Source organism: Psychrosphaera ytuae (assembly GCF_017638545.1).
In the GTDB taxonomy this organism is placed as follows: Bacteria; Pseudomonadota; Gammaproteobacteria; order Enterobacterales; family Alteromonadaceae; genus Psychrosphaera; species Psychrosphaera ytuae.
Window position 1 is genome coordinate 939,167 of sequence record NZ_CP072110.1, and the last position, 18,944, is coordinate 958,110.

The following is an 18,944-nucleotide window of genomic DNA, read 5'->3' on the forward strand; positions in this document are numbered from 1 at the left end:
GTTAAGCCTACATACTTCCTCATTGCAGGCTTAACCACTCAGTTATAACGCTAATCGTTTTTGGTAATGCTGTCGTCTAATAAGGTTTTAACGACGTCGTCATTGCCACCGTACATGCTAAGTAAATCAACACCTGATAAGGTGATTTCTGATTCCACTTTGCCATCTTGGTTTGCATCAACGACTATCTTGGTGTCATTGCCTTCAACAGAGACAGATAAGTAGTTACTCAACGGATCTTGCTCATTGACCACTGCATCTGGCAGTAAGTCACTAAGGTCAAGGTGCTCTAAAGCGCCGTCAAGACCACTTTCACTATCAAAATTTTCCAGTGTAAAACTGTTGAGTTCCGTGTCAGAGTGAGCCAAAAGTTTAAATACTTCGACTTCATCTACGGCCGTCACTGGCTTATCAGTATTCACTAAGCTTATAATTTTAGTAGAAGAATTGGATTCTGCATGAGAAGTTAGACCTGCCTGAACTTCTAAGGTATCGACCCGAGACGAACTCTCAAAGCTCAGTGCATTTGCTTCTTGCGCGCTGAACTTCCAAGCTCCATTCAGTTGCGGCTCACCAACATTAAACCTTGCGTCAGCAGGTAAACCAGTCACTAAAATTTCGACGTCGTCTGCCAGTGATTGTTCCGTTAGCTCTGGAGTAACGTTTAAGTTGTACTCATAAGCTCCGAACTCTTCGATCGAAATAGTTTTGAACACATCATTAACTTCGAGCTCTGAGTACAGTGCAATATTTTTCAGAAGTGGAACACTATCTAACTTTGCAACCACCTGAGACAACCCAGCAGTTGCTGTTATCGAGCCTGTATCTCCATTCACTTTAACACTAAGTGTTTCAGCCGGAGAGCGAATAAACTCAAATGGTTCAAGCTCTACAAGCAACTTATCAATACCTCCTGAAGTATGGATAAGACTCAGGTTCAATGAATGCTCGGTTCCCTCTACTGGACTTACTTCGGCGGTGTAATAATCATTCGGCCCTAAGCCACCAAACAAAATGGCATACTTAAACGCCGACATTGCTTCCATATCTCCTAGTGGATTGAGCTCAGCAGTTATCTCATAGTTCTGAGTTTCATTTGTGAGCGGAAGGTTCGTCACTTCTTTCACTTTTTCTCGGCCAGCCATATCTTTGACAGTCCACTCGCCCTCTTGGATACCCTGAGAGGTTGAACCCGTAGAAACTAACGTTTCTGTCAAGCTGGTTTGGACAGAGGTAATAGCCTCACCTGCAACGGCTTGTTCATCCATTGAAACCGCAGTTTGTTTGGTCGATTTGATATTTTGCGTTGCGGTAACAACGGTCGGCGCAACATTAATATTTAACGGTACGGTATTACCAAAGTTAACTCCGTCATCCGTCAATTGAACCTCTATCAAGTCTAACAGTGACACAGAAATGCCTGAATCAGGAATATACTCTAGGTTTCCAGCTGCAATATCCGCTAATGATATCTCTTGATTTACTACCACTAAACTACCGTTCAGTCTTAACTCACCATCACTTGGTAGTGTAGTGATTTTAACCGCTAACAGGGTATCGCCTTCGGCATCTGTATAAGGGAAGTCTCCTGTACCAAATACATATGGTGTGGAGTCATTGGTCGAAACTGATGTTTCAATAGCCAATGGAGCGTCGGCAGACCCAGTTACACCTATGGTCACTGTCGTGGTGCTGCCATCTGACAAATTAACAGTAAGGACATCGTACTGAGTTTCGCCTTCGGCCAATGCTTGAGCACCTTCATTTAAGACGTATACCCAATTACCTGCACTATCAACGGTCAAGTCACCATAAGCACCAACAATCACGTCTGCAATTATCTCTAAGTTAGGGTTATCAACGTCTATTGCATCGAGTTTACCTGATACGGATGTAATAGTGTCTTCAGCCGCAGAGCCTGTGCCTACGTCAATAATTGGTGCATCATCTTGGCCTAAAATATTAAGAACCAGTGATGTGGTGCCGCCACCAACTAACGGAAGATCAAAGGTCTCTGATACCTGCTCACCTTCTCTTAGAGCCTGTGCAGCCGCATTTAAGGTAAAGTCCCAAGTTCCGTCGGCTGCAACCGTTAGGTCTCCGTACGCACCAGAAACCACTGTTTCAACTAACAAGACGCTATTACCGGTACCAGGCTCTTGAACAGCAATTTGTCCAGATAAATCAGGTAATACGTCCTCGATAACAAATGAAGTGACCTGAGAAACGACAGGAATATCTGAAGTACCGGTCAACTCAAGTTGTAAAGTCGCAAAACTACCGTCACTCAATGGCAAACGGAAAGCTTGTAATTGCGTCTCGTCAACACCTATTAATGACGCGCCAGAGCGAACAATAAAGTTGTACGCACCACTTGCATCGACAATTAATGTGCCGTAATCACCGGTTATTTCGGTTGCCACATACAACAGAGTTGGATCGTTTGGATCTGGCTCTGTTAATGTCCCTGCCACGTTGAATAACGCATCGGTAATCGTTGTTCCCGCTGCTGTTACAATGTTACCGAGGCCATCAATAACAACACCCAACAAGCCAGTAACAAGACCCAATAAGCTTAGGACAAGGCCGCTATCATTGTCGCCTTGGACATCCACTTGAACTTGAGTAATAGAACCGTCACTCAACTGTACTTGGAACACCTCAGTACCAACTTCACCGCCTTTTAAGAACTGAGCAGCGGTATCAACTTCATATGACCAAGTGCCATCGCTCGCTATATTAAAGGTACCAAACAAACCTGCTTGAGTATCTGGCACAAAGGTCAATGATGGATTGTCTGGATCAGTGGCGGTTAATAGCCCTGTCACTGCTGCACTCGCATCTTCAGAAATAGTCGCCGAACCGGTTGAGATAACCGGTAAGTCATCCGTACCGTTGACCGCTACAGTGATGTTAGTGCTTGATCCATCCGACAAGAACACATTAAAGATGTCGTTAGCTGACTGCCCTGCGCCTAATGCTTCTGCGTTCGCATTCAGGGTGTAAGTCCATAGACCATTGGATGACAATACAAGATCGCCATAGGTACCGTTGAGCGTAACTGGGACAAAGGTTGGATTTGGACCGTCTGGATCATCTGCTGTCAACTTACCTGCAACTACAGGCAATGCGTTTTCAAAAACACTACCCGTGCCAGACGAAATCAGAGGTAAGGTGTCAGAGCCAGTTAAATCTATTGTTACTGTAGTCGTACTGCCATCGTTAAGAGAAATTGTAAACAACTCCGTTTCTTGTTGGCCATCAGCTAAAGTTTCTAACAATGCTGACGGGGTATAAATCCAGTTACCAAGAGCATCGACGACTAACGAACCATAACTACCCACTAACGTCGCAGGAACAAATGCCAATAACGGATTGTCAGCATCAGTAGCAGTCAAACTACCTGCAACATTGAGGTCAATACCTTCGACAATGGAGCCTGCGCCTGTTGAAATAATAGGCGCATCGTCAGTACCTAATAGGTTGATCGTGATAATACCTGTCTCACCCGACTGTAAACTTACGGTAATCACTTCTGTCGCAGCTTGTCCGTCGGCCAGCTGGTCTATAGCGGCCGTTGGTGTATATACCCAATTACCCAACGCATCAATAGTCAAGTTGCCGTAAGTACCATTTAGCGTCTCTGGTACAAACAGGTTTACATCCGCAATGTCGGCATCCACAACATTTACTGAGCCAGATACTGAAAGTGCACCTTCCGTTAATGAACTCAACACTGGAGTCACTACTGGTACATCATTAGTCCCTGTCACATCTATCTGAACTGTACCAGTAGTACCGTCCGTAAGAGCAACAATAAAGCTCTCGGTGAAGGTTTCACCATCGGCCAACCCTTCAATAGCGGCGGTTGGTGTATATACCCAATTGCCTAACGCATCCACCGTTAAGATGCCATAGGTACCATTGAGCGTATCAGGAACAAACACATTTACGTCAGCCAAGTCGGCATCAACTACGTCGATATTACCTGATATCGCTATAGCACCCTCAGTGATACTGGCTAGCACTGGTGTGATAACCGGTATGTCATTTGTGCCTGTTACATCAATCTGAACCGTACCTGTTGTACCGTCCGTTAGAGCAACAATAAAGTTTTCGGTGAAGGTTTCACCATCGGCTAACCCTTCAATAGCGGCACTTGGCGTGTATACCCAATTGCCTAACGCATCCACCGTTAGCACCCCGTAAGTACCATTGAGAGTATCCGGAACAAACACATTCACGTCAGCCAAGTCGGCATCAACCACATCGATATTACCCGATATCGATAGAGCCCCCTCTGTAATACTGGCTAAAACAGGCGTAATTACCGGAATATCATTGGTTCCGGTTACATCTATTTGAACATTACCTGTAGTGCCGTCAGTGAGCGTTACGATGAAGTTTTCGGTGAAGGTTTCACCATCCGCTAACCCTTCGATTGCTGCCGTTGGTGTGTAGGTATAATTGCCTAATGCATCGACTGTTAGGATGCCGTAAGAGCCATTTAATGTAGTTGGGACAAAGACATTAACATCTAACACATCGACATCAACAACATCTATGTTGCCACTGATCGCTAGGCCACCTTCTAGGATGCTATCCAAAACAGGTGTGATAACTGGAATATCATTGCTACCCGTCAAGTTGACTTCAATTGTTGCAACACTTCCATCATTGAGGTTGACCGTGATCACATCTGTTACGGTTTCACCAGCCGCGAGTGTTTGAGCAGCTGCGTTAGCGACATATGACCAAGCACCGCTTGCATCAATAGTCACGTCACCAAACAAGCCGTTATAAACACCACCAACGAACTCTAACAGTGGGTTGTCTGCATCAACAGCGGTAAGAACACCTGTCACCGTCGTCGCAACATCTTCAATCAAGCTGCCAGTCCCTGTGGAAATAACTGGTAGCGAATCTGTACCCGTTACAGTAATGGTAATATTAGTGGTAGAGCCATCGTTTAATTGCACCGTTAGCACTTCGGTTTGAGTTTCACCTGCTGCAAGTGCATCGGCTCTCGCATCTAACTCGTAGTTCCAGACACCGTTCGAACTTATAGTTAACAAGCCATAATTACCATTAACAGTTGTATTCAAAAACGCCAAGTCACTGTTATCAGGATCTGTTGCGGTCAACGTGCCAGATATACTAGGAGTGATAGATTCAACAACAGCGCCAACACCCGTGCTGATAACCGGTAAATCATCAGTACCTGTAATATCTACTTGAATGGTCGACTGACTGCCATCGGACAAGGTTACTGTAAAGACATCAGATTGCAGTTCACCAGCTGCCAAAGCATCAATACCCGGACCTGGTGTATATAACCAGTTACCCGCGGTATCAATTGTCAAAGAACCATAGGTACCCACTAATGTTTCGGCTACAAAAGTGTGAACATCCAAACTATCAACGTCGGTATACGTCAATTGCCCGCCTACGCTCAAGTCAACGTCTTCAGTAATTGAACGAGTAGCACTACTGATCACAGGAAGGTCGTTTTCACCGTTTACGGTGATAACAATAGGTGTCGTACTACCATCGTTGAGTGTCACGTTGAACGTTTCGGTTACGACCTCACCCAATGACAATGTTTGAGCACCTGGGTTCAAGGTGTAAGTCCAGGCGCCATTTGCATCAATCGTTAATGTGCCTTCAGAACCGACAATGGTGGCTTCCAAGAAAGCCAAATCTGGATTATCTGCATCAGTCGCACTGACATTGCCTGAAATAGAAGGTTGAGAATCCTCAAATACGACACCCGCACCAGCAGTGATGACAGGCAAATCATCAGTACCTGTTACTGTAATTTGAATGGTCGTTGTACTGCCGTCACTTAGTTGAACAGTCAGTAACTCAGTTCCTGTTTCACCACCTTGTAAAGCTTGAGCATTGGCATTTAGAGCATAACTCCAACTGCCGTCTGTTCCGATGGTCAGGTCACCATAAGTGCCGTTTACCGTTGTATCCAAGAACAGTAAGGCTGGGTTATCAACATCGGATGCAGTTAAATTGCCAGTGATAGTTGGAGACACATCTTCAACTACGGCACCGACGCCTGTTGTGATAACCGGTAAATCATCAGTACCAGTGACGGTAATCGAAACTGTAGTCGTCGTGCCGTCGCTCAAGCTCACGGTGAACACCTCAGTCTGTTGCTCACCGCCTGCTAATACTTCGGCGTTGGCATTGAGTTGATAATTCCAGACCCCATTGGCATCAACCGTTAAGTCACCGTAAACACCATTTTGTACGCCTGCAGTAAACTCAAGAAGTGGGTTATCCACATCAACCGCAGTCAAGGTACCTGATACATTCGTCGTAACGTTTTCAATTGCGGCACCTACGCCAACAGATACGGTTGGCAAGTCATCTGTACCCTGAACGCTGATCTGAATTGTTGTGGTGCTACCGTCGCTCAACGTCACGGTAAACAGTTCAGTCTCATTGTCACCGCTGCCCAATGCTTGTGCATTTGCATTAAGTGCATAACTCCAAGCGCCATCTGAGCCTATCGTTAAGTCGCCATAAGTGCCATTTAACGTTGCATCAACAAATAACAAACTAGGATTATCAACATCCGAAGCCGTTAGATTTCCGGTGATTGTTGGGGAAACATCTTCAATCACGGCACCAACGCCTGTCGAGATGACAGGTGCATCATCAGTACCGGTAACAGTAATATTGACTGTGGTTGTACTGCCATCGCTTAGCGTAACCGTGATAATGTCATTATCAGTTTCACCCGCGCCTAATACTTCAGCGTTTGCATTAAGTGTATAACTCCAAGTACCGTCAGTCCCGATAGTCAACGTACCGTACGTACCATCAATTGACGCATCTACAAAAGCCAAGCTACCGTTATCGGCATCTGTAGCCGTTAGTGTGCCAGTGGCCGTAGGTGACACACCTTCAACTGCTACACCAACACCTGCTGAGATCACTGGAAGATCATCAGTACCTGTGATGTTAATTTGAATTGTGGTCGTACTGCCATCAGTCAGTGTTAAGGTGAAAATTTCCGTTTCTTGTTGACCACCAGCTAGAGCTTCTGCATTGGCGTTTAACTGGTAACTCCAAACCCCGTTTGAATCTACTGTTAAGTCACCGTATAAACCGTTTTGAATACCCGCATTAAACAACAACCCGGCATTATCTTCGTCGGTTGCAGTTAATGTACCACCAACTGACGTCGTAATATCTTCAACTACGGCGCCGATACCTGTAGAAATCACAGGCACACCGTCAGTACCGTTGACATCAATTGTTACGGTTGTTGACGTACCATCTTGTAGAAATACTGTGAAGACTTCCGTTTGGACTTCACCACCAGCAAGTGCTTGTGCAGCTGCATTCAGAACATAGGTCCAAGCCCCGTTGGCATCAACGGTTAGGTCACCATAAGTACCGTTTATTGTGGTATCGACAAACAATAAGTCTGGACTATCTACATCTGTAACTGACAAGTTACCGCTGACGCTAGGTGTAGTATCTTCTGTGACCACACCAACACCAACCGACACGACAGGTGCATCTTCGGTTCCCGTAATGTTAACCGTTACTGTCGTTGTACTACCGTCATTTAAGTAAACAGTGATCACATCCTGGGCTTGCTCACCACCACTTAGAGCCTGAGCGTTATTGTTTAAGGTATAACTCCAGTTACCTGCACTGTCGATGGTTAGGTCGCCATAAGTACCGCCAATTGTGCCGGCAAAGAATTGTAGATTAGGGTTATCCGCATCAGTTGCAGTTAAAGTACCAGATGCAGTCGGATCCGAATCTTCTGTCACAGCAGCAACTGCCGAGCTGATAACTGGAGCATCATCGGTACCAGTAATGGTAATTTGTACCGTTGTAGTACTGCCGTCGTTCAGTGTAACTGTATAGGTTTCTGTTTGTACTTCACCCTCAGCTAATTGATCTGCTCCCGCTCCGGCGGTAAAGCTCCATGCTCCGGCAGCGTCAATCGTTAAGCTACCGTAGGTACCAACCAAGGTCCCAGCGTTAAAGGCCAGTCCAGGGTTGTCTGCGTCCGTTGCTGTTAACTGACCAGAGGTGGTTGGCGCCGTATCCTCAATGACAGAACCCGAGCCAGTGCTGATCACAGGTGCATCATCGGTACCCGTAAGAGTAATGGCGATAGTAGTGGTACTACCGTCACTTAAAGTGATTGTATATGTTTCAGTTTGTACTTCGCCACCTGCTAACGCCTGTGCACCCGGGCCTGCAGTAAATGTCCAGGCCCCCGTCTCATCAACGGTCACTGAGCCATATGCCCCAACGACTGTTTCAGCCACAAAAGCTAAACTCGGATTATCAACATCGCTCGCCGTTAACTGACCACTTGCCGTTGGGTTCGTGTCTTCTGTTACGGACGCTGTACCAGTTGAAATCACAGGAGCATCATCTGTACCTGTCACATTCACAGAAATAGTTGTTAAGCTGCCGTCATTCAAAGTGATTGTGAAGGTTTCTGATTGGACTTCACCACCCGCTAGAGTCTGTGCGGCACCATTTAAGGTGTAGGTCCAATTGCCATTGGCATCAATAGTTAGATCACCATAACTTCCCGCTAAAGAAACTGGATTGAAGGCCAAACCAGGGTTGTCTGCATCGGTTGCAGTTAATGTACCGCTTGCTGAAGGACTACTATCTTCAGTCACGTTGGCAGTCGCAGTACTGATGACTGGAGCGTCATCAGTTCCGGTTAGGTTTATTTGAACCGTTGTCGAACTACCGTCATTAAAAGTAACAGTGAAAGTTTCGGTTTGTTGTTCGCCAGCGGCGAGTGCTTGAATATTAGCATTGGGTGTATACGTCCATTGCCCCTCAGCATCAACCGTCAAACTGCCGTAAGCACCTACAAACGTATTAGGTACCGCTGCCATATCAGGGTTATCGACGTCGCTAAAGCTAATTTGTCCAGATACATTAAGCGCTGCATCTTCGGTTAAATTCCCAGTCGAAGCTGAAATGACCGGTGCATCATCATTACCAGTAAAGTTCACCGTTATTGACGTTGTACTACCATCGCTCAAAGTAATGGTATAAGTTTCAGTTGCTGTTTCGCCACCACCTAAAGTTTGAGCACCTGGCCCAGCTGTGAAGACCCAATTGCCATCCGCGTCAACGGTTACTTCACCATATTGACCAGTGATAGTGCCTGCAACAAAAGCGAGGTCTGGGTTATCAACATCAGATGCAGTTAATTGACCCGATGCGGTTGGTGCAGTGTCTTCTGTAATATTTGCAGTTGCTGTACTAATGATTGGCGCATCATCACTGCCAACAACAGATACAGTCACAGTTGTGGTACTGCCATCATTAAGCGTAATGGTAAAAATTTCTTCTTGCTGTTCACCTGCGGCCAGCGTCTGTGCATTGGCGTTTGGCGTATAAACCCAGTTACCAGCGGCATCGACAGATAATTCACCATACACGCCCACTTGGTTTGTCGCAACAAAGGCCAGCGCCGGATTGTCTGGATCTTCCGCTGTGAGCTGACCTGAAATATTGGCATCGTCTTCATTTGCCGTCGCTACCCCAGCTGAAATCACTGGTGCATCGTCAGTACCAGTAACCGAAACTTGAATCGTTGTGGTGTTACCGTCATTTAAGGTCACGGTAAATGTTTCAGTATCTTGCTGTCCACCTTGTAGTGAGTTAGAAGCCGTTTCATCTAAGGTGTAAGTCCAGTTACCTTCTGCATCTATAGTTAACTGACCATACGTGCCGTTTTGTTGACCTGCATTAAAAGCAAGGTTTGGATTATCCACATCTGACGCACTAACCGTACCTGATACTGACGGTTGACTGTCCTCCGTTACGGAGCCAGAACTTGTTCCAATAATTGGCGCATCGTCATTACCGGTTAAATTAACCGTAACTGTCGTTGTTTTACCATCTGTTAAAGTAACTGTATAAACCTCAGTTTGTACTTCTCCGCCAGCAAGCGCTTGAGCACCTGGACCTGCGGTAAATACCCAATTACCGTCAGCATCGACAGTTAGTTCACCGTATTGTCCAGTAATTGTTTCTGGAACAAATGCCAAACTGGGGTTGTCAGGGTCAGTTGCAGTTAGCTGACCACTGTCCGTTGGGCTCAAATCTTCGGTAACATTTGCCTGACCAGTAGAAATTGTCGGAGCTTGGTCAGAACCTGAACCTGTTACTGTCATTGTAATGGTTGTGGTACTGCCATCGTTTAATGTCACGGTAAAGGTTTCAGACTGAACTTCGCCTTCGACTAAAGTTTGTGCATTGTTGTTTAATATATATACCCAATTACCATCGGCATCTATCGTGAGGTCACCGTATGCACCTGCTTGGGAACCAGCAACAAATTGTAAATTAGGATTATCTGTATCTGTCGCCGTTAATTGACCACTCGCACTTGGTTGAGTGTCCTCTACCACACTGCCCGTTGCCGTTGAAATTACCGGTGCATCGTCGGTACCAGTAAAGTTAACCGTGATCTCTGTAGTACTGCCATCACTTAACGTAATAGTGTAGGTTTCGGTTTGTTGCTCGCCTCCGGCAAGTGCTTGCGCACCTGGGCCAGCGGTAAAGGTCCAGTTGCCATCGGCATCTATGGTGACTTCACCATACTGCCCAGTAATTGTACCTGCAACAAATGTAAGGTTAGGATTATCGACATCAGATGCGGTTAATTGCCCTGACGCAGTTGGTGCACTATCTTCAGTGACATTAGCAGTCGCTGTTGAAATCACTGGTGCATCATCGGTGCCCGTCATATTGACCGTCACAGTGGTGGTGCTGCCATCGCTGAGTGTGATTGTGTACACTTCCGACTGCTGCTCACCTCCAGCAAGCGCTTGAGCTCCCGGACCTTGAACAAAACTCCAGTTGCCGTCTGCATCGACGGTAAGTTCACCGTATTGACCTGTAATCGTTTCTGCTACGAAGACCAAATTTGGATTATCCGCGTCTGACGCCGTTAGTTGACCAGATGCTGTAGTGGTTACATCTTCTGTAATATTTGCAACATCGGCGCTGATAACAGGTGCCTCATCCGTGCCTGTCACCGTGACCGACACCGTAGTTGTGCTTCCATCCGTCAACGTCACCGTGAAGGTTTCGGTTTGAACTTCGCCATCAGCCAGGGCTTGTGCATTGTTATTGAGCACATAAGACCAACTGCCATCGGCATTCACTGTTAACTCTCCGTACGCTCCAGTTTGCGATCCAGCGACAAATTGTAAGTTAGGATTATCCGCATCCGAAGCCGTCAATTGCCCAGTTGTCGAAGGTTGTACATCTTCGACAACACTTCCCGTGTCTGCCGTTATGACAGGCGCATCATCGGTACCCGTGATGTTGATGGTAATATTGATAGTAGAACCGTCACTAAGTGTGATTACATATACTTCAGAGACCTGCTCTCCCTCCGCTAACTCTCGCGTGCCTTCTGTTGTATTAAAAGTCCAGTTACCATTTTCATCGACTACCACTTCACCGTATTCACCGGTAATCGTTTCGGCAACAACCACCAGCTCAGGATTATCAGGGTCTGAAACGGTGACAGTACCGCTTGCCGTTGAGTCTTCTTCATCTGTTACTTCCGCGGTACCGCCGCTTGTGCCTGTGCCACCAGTCGTGCCACCTGAGCTTCCTCCAGACCCACTTGTGCCTCCGCTATCTCCGCTCGTCCCCTCTGTCTCTGTACCCGTATCCGTCGAAACGGTTACAACTGGTGAATCGTCGGTACCAGTGAGGTTAATCGTTACCGTTGTTGTCGAACCATCACTTAAAGTGACAGTAAAGACTTCAGTTTGTTGTTCACCTTCAGCTAGTCCTTGGATTTCTGGGCCAGAAACAAAAGTCCAAGCTCCTGTTTCATCAACCGTTAATTCACCGTAAAAACCTGTAATCGTCTCTGCAACAAAGGTTAAATTTGGATTGTCAGCATCTGACGCTGTCAACTGGCCAGACGTCGTTGGCTGGGTATCCTCAACAACACTGCCTGAACCAGAAGAAATGACAGCTTGATCGTCAGAGCCAGTTAAATTGATCGTGACCGTTGTTGTTGTGCCATCAGTCAAAGTCACAGTAAATGTTTCAGTTTGTTGTTCACCGTCGGCAAGGGTTTGTATTCTTGGCCCCGCAACAAAAGTCCAGTTACCGTCTGCATCAACCGTCAAGTCACCGTAAACACCGTTAATCGTTTCTGCCTCAAAAGCCAAATCTGGATTGTCCGGATCTTCCGCTGTTAATTGGCCACTGACTTCTGAAACCTCGTCTTCTACTAATGTTCCGCTGCCCAAACTAACAACCGGAAGCTCATCTGTGCCATTTATGTTAATTTGAACAACGGTAGTCACACCATTGGACAAGGTAACCGTGAATGATTCATTAACGAGTTCGTTTTCCGCTAACGTTGCTGCTGCATCTTCGTTAACGGTATATGTCCAGTTACCATTTTCATCAATCGTAAACTCACCATATGTGCCAACGATCGTGGTTGGTACTACCGTCAAATCTGGATCGTCAACATCGGTAGCAATAACTTGACCTTGCGCATCAACATCGGTCGCCAGAATGGTCGGAGGCGGTGTTTGCTGAATAATCGTTGGGTCATCAACCGGTGTTACAATTACGGTTAAAGTCCCTGTTGAGGTTTCTCCAGTGCTGTCTGTTACTGTATAGGTAACAATGTCGGTGCCGTTGTAATTTTCATTAGGGTTATAAATTATGGTACCGTCTTCGTTTATCTCAACTGTACCGTTTTCGGCAACTGCATCAACTAATGTGATTTCATCTGAGTTGGGGTCAGAGTCGTTTTCTAAAACATTTACCGTAATTGAATTATCTTCAGCTACAGACGCTGAGTCTGAGTTGGCTTGAGGACTTCCGTCTAACGGGTCTTCATTTTGGTTTTGCGGAGCACCTTGGCTTGATTGGCTCGCTTCTAAATTAGTATCGTAACGGCTTGAAGCCAACGTTTCTTGATTACTGTTATCAATTGTTGGGGCACCTTGGCCACCGCCTTGACCGCCTTGACCTGCTGCCGTTGCTTCAAGTTCGAGCTCGCCGTCTTCATCACCTTCCACTAATGACTGAATATCGGCAATTTCTTGAGCTGTGTCATCATCAAGACCAGAGTTATAAACTAACCCATCTGGATTGTCCGCATCGAAAATGATTTCTTCACCGTTTTCTGCAGCGATACGGATGTAAGCATCATCAATAAGTATGATATCTGTTCCGCCGACCAAGCCTTGTTGTAATTCAAGTGGAACCAGCTCGCCTTCTTCATTTCTGATGAAGGCTTGACCGCTAATTTCGATTACTTGACCGCTTACGACTAGTTGAATCAAGTTTTCCATAGACACCTCTGACGATACTTAATTGGGTAATATTTCACACCACTAAGTGTAGTAAGGATGTTCACAAGTAAGTAATTAGGACATGCAGAAAAGCACTAGGAGATTCCCCTAGGTGGAGGATCAGGTATTTACCGTCTATGCAAGCAAAAGAATTTGTTTTTTAATAGCGTCATTGATTTGAAACATCAAACCGACTCTTAGGCCTCCCAGGCCACTCCTCTGTCTTGTCGCCCGACGGAAAAACGCGGCGGCAAGACAGTTTTTTTAAAACCTAAACTTCGCATAGAGAGTAAGCTCTATGACTTCAGCCTCGCTCAAGTTAATATCATCAGACATCATTGCCAAAGAAAGCCACTCGTTGCTAACTCCCAAGTGGAGAGCACTATGACGTGCTTCATAAGCAAGCTCTAACTTGTATTCAGAGTCCGCCCAACGTGCATATTTGCTAATCCCCATTTTAGTTGTTGTAGTCAGATGGTGATTATGATGTTCCAAAAAATATTGAAGTGAACCCGATGCATAACTTACCGTTGTTTTTTGCTCGGTTGGCATTCTTAGACGTTGTGTAATCTCTTGTTCAACTCCTCGATAATTTGGGTTAAACCTGAGGATACCTTGTTCATCGCGATACGTTGTCGAGCTGTTGAGCTCACCTTTGCTATAACCAACGCCATCAAAATCCACTTGATTAAATAAATTAATCAAGTCTATCGATACCATTGTATTTTTTGAAATTTGCCAATGTAAAAACAGGTCCCAACTGAAACCCTGACCATTATTCCAATTTTTTTGGTCGGGCCGCTTGAGTAAGTTTTTATGAGTGTAGGATTCTTCCATTGTTGCCAAACCAGTTGTAGCACCATCGTAATTGACCAAACCAACAAGTTTACTTTCTCTGAAAGCTCTTGGATCCCAATAGTTAAATTTGTTGGTGATCCTCAAGTTGTGACCGTATTCGAATAAATGAGCCAACCACAGTTTTCGCGCTCTTAACATTTTGTATTGTATGTCCAAGTCGAAACTGGTGCCTTGCGTTGCTAGGCTCTGTGGAAACTGTGTTTTGCTGTACTTGTATAACTTAGCGGAATCCGAGTTGGTTACCAAATAATGTTCAATTCTAGAGCCAACGCCAACTTGCCATTGGTTAAACTGGTAACCCAGCTCAAACTGAGTTTGTGATACCCCATAGTCCGCATCTTGGTTGATCCTATAGCGCCAATCATCATCCAAAATTGCTTTAACAGGGTGGAGGTTATTGGCATTAAAACTGGTAAATGAGCTCAAAACCTTTTTTGTATCTGGTGCTGCCCTAACTTCAGAGTTGAAGAAAAAAAGAACAAACAAGCAAACAAAGGTCAACACAAAAAAATGACTGCGAACTTTTTCTGTTGACCTGTTTGGAAAGATTTTGGTGGCATTCATATATTGGGGAGCCTCCTTGCTCAACAACGTGTTACAAGTATTAACTATCAAATGATATACCTTCCACGCCTGTCCTTTTAGTGCCAATAGCTATGAGATTTATATTTAATAAATCAAATTATAATGTTTCCACCGTACCGTCTTCATCTTTGTACTTGATAAAAATAGCATCGCCACGCTTGACCACTTCGGCGGCCAAAACGGCATTAGCACCCACTTTTATCTCGCCAATAATGACTTCTTCATCACCGGTCGGCTCTTCCTCCGGCTCAGTAACACTCAATACAACCCCTTCAGCATTAGCCGCATAGAATGTGTCGCTCGTTGTAGAATTGACAAAGACCCTAAATGACCGTTGAGCCTCGGCATCAGGTGTTTTGTAGTTAACACGAAGTTCAAACTTACCATCATCTAACTCGGTGCGGTTTGCAGATAACATTAAGTCGACTTCGTAGTCTTGCAAGGTTAACCCAACGGCTAAACTGGCAGAAACATCAAGATAGGTCTCTTCATTTTCCAAGCCTTCGAGGTTTTCTGGTTCTACTAGATGCGCATAATACGAGCCACTAAAACCTGCTTCAAAATCAAGATGTTTGTCTGCCTCTAAGGCTAGCTCAAACTGAGACACTCGTCCGTAGCCATCATACTGTGCCCACTCAAACATTTGCATGTATGTGGTGTAGCTATATCTGTCTTCCAATCCACGGTTAAACGACAAATAAGACTGCTCAACCATACGTTTTGCAACGCCTGTAGCCATGTTGTCGGCCTTTACGCTTGGAATAAGTTGAATGCCATACTCGATTTTGAAGGTATGAACTAGGTATTCATAATCCTCAATGCCTTCATATACTATGCCGCCGTCATGGGCTTCTATTTCGCCATTTTCGTTAAAGCGCTCACCTCTTGTAACATGCGCTTCCCACTCGTAGACACCATCTTGGTCGTAGTCAACTGGTTCAAACCTAAGAATAGAGGCCATATGCTGAGGTTCATAGTTGCCCTCAAACTCATGCATCATAGTAACTTTATATTCAAAAGTATTTGGCATACCTTCCGTCGTCGAAGCCTCAACTTCACTATCAACGGTCATAGTTAACGAATACAAACTGCTGTTAAAGTTAAGGTCGTAATCCAAAGATAAATCATCTTCAACCGCTGTTGTTACATTGAAATTGGCTTGCTGCAATAAGTCTATATTGAAGCTCGAGTCATCTTCTGCAATTGTGAAAGTCATGGCATTGTCAATTCGAGGCTGAACTAACACACCTCTGATTGGCTGATCATCAGCACCAGTCACTAACGCAAGGTAGTCGTCACTGTTTTCTCGTACCAGACCTTTACCTGATAGGTAGTAATTCGCGTAGTGTTCATCATTTCGAGCTGAGTATGCAATAGCATCCAAGGCACTACTGATATTGACTTGATAGCCATTAAACCAAAACTCCAAAAACTCTTTAAATGACTTATCCGCCGAGACGTCATAATTAAATTCATTAGTCGAGACTAACTCAGTGTAAATGGCAATATTACCGTTTTCATCAAACGCACTTTCCAACGAAAATTCAGCAGGCGTCTCTAGCTGATTGACCATGTTCTGATCCATGAAGGAATAAAAGTCCGTTACTCCATCACCGTTACTGTCTACTGCTGTTACTGTCGTGGTATTAACAATAACTACATTTGAGCTGAACAACACTTGGCGATTTACTGCCACATCAATAGATGTGCCGTCTGTTTGTTGCTCTTTGCCATATTTGAACTCGTAGAAGCCAGTGTAGAACCACTCCCCTTTATAGGAAGTATCTCTTCTAAGAACCCGATGTTTTTCTTCCGCTCCATCGGTTAAATCTGTGTATGTGTACACAGTTGATTCAAAGTCTTCGTCATCAACAAAATCGATGTTGTCTCTGTAGCTAGCAACATTGCCGTCATCACTAACGGACACAAAACGGACTGCGTCTTCGAGTAATGCTCCCGTATCTGTATCTAAACCGACAGGCTCATAAGCACCAGGCTCTTTGACATCTAGGGTCAGCGTCGCTGACAACTCCGCCCCCTCTAGTGAAGAGAATGTCCCCGAAAGCATTATCTTATCAGGGATCGGCATCTGCTCTACGTCACGCTCGTAAAGCGGGAAATACCCTAATTGACGGTCAAGCCAACTGTCAAAGTCAACGTGAGTCCAATTTAGGACAGGTACGTCAACCATTACCAGCTCTGCACTCAACTTACCGTTAAAGGTTACCGGGTTAATGACCGTTGATGTGGCTTTTTGATTCAACTCAACGTCTAACATTAGGCTACCAGCCGTGATTTCAACGTCTGTATCTCCTGACTCTAATTGCTCTTCAGTCACAGACTCTGACAGATTAACAACGATGCCACTGCCCTCTTTGATGGCAAATTTGGCATTCGCTGACTCCATGGTACCTTCGAGACTAAATGTGACTGACTCACCATCTTCTGCCAATGAAAGTGCAGCGTCTATGTTGAGTGATTGCTGTGACGTTGTGGTGGCTTGCACACTAAACAGGTAATTTTCTTCATCATACAGGATGGTACCTGTCACGCCCTCTACGGTGACGTAGTTAGCCAAATCAAATTGGGTAGTCGTGCCATTGTCTGCCATAGTGATCTCGGTCATGGCATCTGATACTTGAGCCAGTAAGGTAAAGTTATCTTCCTCAAGCTCAATCATATCTCCGGCATCTTCTATTAAAGCGACAAACTCATCACCCTGGGCCGTTATTGCCGCATTAGATGCATGGTCTTCGTCAAACAAATTTTTGAACACTCGAACGTCATCGACCATGGCTTTTGCCAGCTCAACGGCATCACCCTCTGTCGTTTCCTCCTCTTCGGAGTTTGTCCGACCATCTTCGCCCGCTAGCACCACTCTGTATTCAGCTTCATTTTCTAGCTCAGTTTCCATTTGTTCCAATTCACCGGCCACTTCAGTGCCGTTGGTAATAGTGGAGTCGTTTTGTAAATTGGTGGCAACGACCACTGCCGCATCTGCGGCACCATTTAAAACTGCCGATAGGTTAAACTCAAACTGATCATCACCGTCGTCTTCAGCAAGCATATTGCCGTCGTTTTCAACCAAGTCTTCCGTCGCCGCGGCTAACTTTTCACTGATGTCTCCACCACCGGAATACAACGCTTGGGCTAAACCAGAATTAATCAGGCCGTATCGCAACTCCTCGCCGTTGTCTTCGCTCGCGACATCTTGATTACTCTCTAATGGAGTGGGGTCAAGGGCCGAAATATCTCCCTGAATTCCAAAGGTGTTTGCTACTTTTGACTTTTTCGAAGCAATCATATCAGCAGACACAGTCCCTGAAGCTTCTACTAACGCCGTTGCAATGTGTGTCAGAGGTGTAACATTAACTTTGGCGGCTTGACCAGACTCAATGTTTGTAACCGATGCCAAGCTAAAATTAGGTGAGCTTGCAGTGAGGTCGATAACCCCACCAAAGGCAACATCACCACAGCCGCTTGGCGCATCACATACCATGGTCGTTGCAGCTGAAGCGTCTGATGAGACTCCCACTTCGACTTTTACCGGACCTTCGTAGTCTATAAGGGTAAAAGTGTAATTACCTTGAGCATCTGAGGTGACTTGAGACTCGACAATTTCATCAGAACTAACCTCGGTCGCTACCCCATCAACGTATTTATAGATTTTAAGTACACCGTTGGCGATAGTACCTTTAGCGGCTTTGCCTGAAACTGAGGTTTGAACGGGTTCGGGTTGAGGATCTGGCGTATCCGCCACTGGATCGTCATCGCTGCCTCCACAGCCCGCTATGATGAGAGCTGCTAAGACACTGGAAAATTTAAAGACTTTCATAATGACCTTCCTTAATATGAGTCAGCAAGCAACACTTCCTAACTACGATGCTCACCGGTCTTTTATTTGATTGAACTGTGTTAACAACACAGATGTACGCAATCATTTAGTGTTTACCATTTTTCGATTTTCGCAACTTATTTGGTAACTAAAAAACCGTCTAAAGGACACAAAAATTTAATTAGAGTAATTGTCCAAATTTAAGCTTGACAAACTAAGTGATTAAAGCAAAAGTAAAAATATGAAATTTGCAAATGCAACAATCAACCGAATTACCACCACCACGACCACCACGGTCATGGCGGCGG

At 45.2% G+C, this 18,944-nt stretch carries 3 protein-coding genes; all 3 read right to left on the reverse strand.

Annotated features, from left to right (window positions below; genetic code table 11):
* Window positions 1-50: 50 nt before the first annotated feature.
* Window positions 51-13,358, reverse strand: coding sequence for a VCBS domain-containing protein (locus J1N51_RS04170; protein WP_208832727.1), 13,308 nt, complete (start codon window positions 13,356-13,358; stop codon window positions 51-53).
* Between the two features lie 264 nt (window positions 13,359-13,622).
* Window positions 13,623-14,780, reverse strand: coding sequence for a hypothetical protein (locus J1N51_RS04175; RefSeq protein ID WP_208832728.1), 1,158 nt, complete (start codon window positions 14,778-14,780; stop codon window positions 13,623-13,625).
* A gap of 118 nt (window positions 14,781-14,898) precedes the next feature.
* Window positions 14,899-18,636: a hypothetical protein gene (locus J1N51_RS04180; protein WP_208832729.1), complete on the reverse strand. Its 3,738-nt coding sequence runs from the start codon at window positions 18,634-18,636 to the stop codon at window positions 14,899-14,901.
* Between the last annotated feature and the right edge of the window lie 308 nt (window positions 18,637-18,944).

What these genes read in the sequence shown, in the direction of transcription:
- J1N51_RS04175 (WP_208832728.1), bottom strand. Translation starts at nt 14,780, where the DNA reads ATGAATGCCACCAAAATCTTTCCAAACAGGTCAACAGAAAAAGTTCGC.
- J1N51_RS04170 (WP_208832727.1), bottom strand. Translation starts at nt 13,358, where the DNA reads ATGGAAAACTTGATTCAACTAGTCGTAAGCGGTCAAGTAATCGAAATT.
- J1N51_RS04180 (WP_208832729.1), bottom strand. Translation starts at nt 18,636, where the DNA reads ATGAAAGTCTTTAAATTTTCCAGTGTCTTAGCAGCTCTCATCATAGCG.